Here is a 1,910-nt window from a genome sequence, read left to right as displayed (position 1 = left end):
CCAGCACCGCGCCGCGCCAACCCAGCCAGCCTGACAGCGCATGGCCCACCGGCCACATCACCGTGGACGCGAGCCCGCCGAACAACGTGATTTGCGACATGGGCCGGCGCGCCGAGGGGCCGGCCGCGCGCGCCAGCGACGCGAAAGCCGCGTCGTACAGGCACAGCCGCATGCCTGTGCCCAGCACCGCCCAGGCCAGGAAGTACCAGGGAATGGAGTGCGCCATCGACAGGCCCGCGCAGCCCAGCGCGCCCAGCACCGCGCCCACGGGCATGACGCGGTGTCCGCCCCAGCGGTCCACGGCCATGCCGGCCAGCGGCGACACCATGGCCATCACCACGATGGCCGCTGAAAAGCCGCCGTAGACAGTGGCGGCGTTCCAGCCCAGATCCGCGGCTATGGCCGGCCCCAGGGCGCCGATCAGGTAATACATCACGCCCCAGCCGACCAGTTGCGTCAGCCCCAGACAGACGATGGCGCGCGGCGCGATCACGGCCGTTGCGGCGGCGTGGCGTCGCCCTCGCCCAGCGTGCGCTGCATCAGCACCGTGTCGCGCCATTCGCCGTGCTTGTGTCCCACCGACCGCAGCGTGCCGGCGGGATGGAAGCCCTGGCTGGCGTGCAGGGCCAGGGACGCGGCGTTGCGGCTGTCGCCCACTACGGCCAGCATCTGGCGCCAGCCGGCGGCGGTGCAGCGTTCGATCAGCGCGGCCAGCAGCTTGCCGCCGATGCCCAGGCCGGAGCGGCCCGCCTTCACGTACACCGAGTCCTCCACCGTGTGCCGGTAGGCCGGACGCGGGCGGTAAGGGGTGACGTAGGCGTAGCCCACGACCTCGCCGCTGATCTCGGCGACCAGATAAGGCATTTCCTTTTCCAGCACGGCGGCGCGGCGCTGGCGCATTTCCGGGATGGACGGCGGGTCCAGTTCGAACGAGGCGGTGCCGTGCTGCACGTGGTGGGCGTAGATGGCCTTGATGGCGGGGAGATCGGCTTCCGCGCTGTCGCGGATGAGGACGGTGGGGACGGGGGACGACATGAGCAGGCCGTGGCAATGGGAGTGGAGAAACAAGCCGCCAGTGTCGCGCAAGCTTATATATTAATAAAGCTTTGGTTTATTATGATTTTCATAAGTAAAACTTTGGATGAAAGCGATGCGCGGCCTCAACCTGGACCATTTGCGCACTTTCGCGCAGGTGATCGAACTAGGCAGTTTTTCCGCCGCCGCGGAACGAGGCGGCGTGACCCAGCCCGCCGTCAGCCTGCAGATCCGCCAACTGGAACGGCGCTTCGGCCTGAAACTGGTGGAACGCATCGGCCGCCGCGCCGGCCCGACCGCGGCCGGGCTGGAACTGCTGGAGCATGTGCGCGTCATCGATACCGCACTGGCGCAGGCCGAGCTCGCCATGACCGCGCATGCGTCCCAGGTGTCCGGCCGCGTCCGGCTGGGCACGGGCGCCACCGCCTGCACGTATTTGCTGCCCCCGATCCTGGCCGACCTGCGGCGGCGCTTTCCGGCCCTGGACGTCGTGGCCAGCACCGGCAACACGGCCGACATGCTGCGCGGGCTGGAGAACAACACCCTGGACATCGGCTTGGTCACCTTGCCTGCGCCGGGACGGATGTTCGAGGTCACCCCTGTGCTGGACGACGAGTTCGTGGCGATTTTTCCCGCCCGCGATCCGGCCGCCATTCCCGCCGCCGCCACGCCGCAGGCGCTGGCGCAGCTGCCGCTGGTGCTGTTCGAACCGGGCGCGCGCACCCGCCGCCTGGTGGACGACTGGTTCGAGCAAGCCGGACTGGCAGCCAAGCCCGTGATGGAGCTGGGCAGCACCGAGGCCATGAAGGAGATCGTCGCCGCCGGCCTGGGCTGCGCCATCCTGCCCAGGCTGGCCGTGTCGGGCGCGGGTCGGC

The 1,910-nt window shown here is 69.5% G+C and carries 3 protein-coding genes; 1 reads left to right on the top strand and 2 read right to left on the bottom strand.

Going from position 1 to position 1,910, the window contains the following annotated elements; all coding sequences use genetic code 11:
• The coding region (locus VIR09_RS06170) for an MFS transporter (RefSeq protein ID WP_332012073.1) at positions 1 to 493 on the bottom strand (493 nt) is incomplete at its 3' end.
• Positions 490 to 1,035, bottom strand: a complete 546-nt coding sequence (locus VIR09_RS06165; protein WP_332012072.1) for an N-acetyltransferase family protein — start codon at positions 1,033 to 1,035, stop codon at positions 490 to 492. The genes VIR09_RS06165 and VIR09_RS06170, both read right to left, overlap by 4 nt.
• A gap of 115 nt (positions 1,036 to 1,150) precedes the next feature.
• Here VIR09_RS06165 and VIR09_RS06160 point away from each other — a divergent pair.
• Positions 1,151 to 1,910, top strand: a 760-nt coding sequence (locus tag VIR09_RS06160) for a LysR family transcriptional regulator (protein WP_332012074.1), incomplete at its 3' end; no start/stop codon positions are given.

It is taken from the genome of Achromobacter sp., from assembly GCF_036567245.1.
Taxonomy (GTDB): domain Bacteria; phylum Pseudomonadota; class Gammaproteobacteria; order Burkholderiales; family Burkholderiaceae_B; genus Achromobacter.
Note: the sequence above shows the minus strand (reverse complement) of the source record. Positions and strands in the feature narration are given on the sequence as shown.

Coding starts and splice junctions, on each gene's coding strand:
- VIR09_RS06165 (WP_332012072.1), bottom strand. CDS start 1,035: ATGTCGTCCCCCGTCCCCACCGTCCTCATCCGCGACAGCGCGGAAGCC.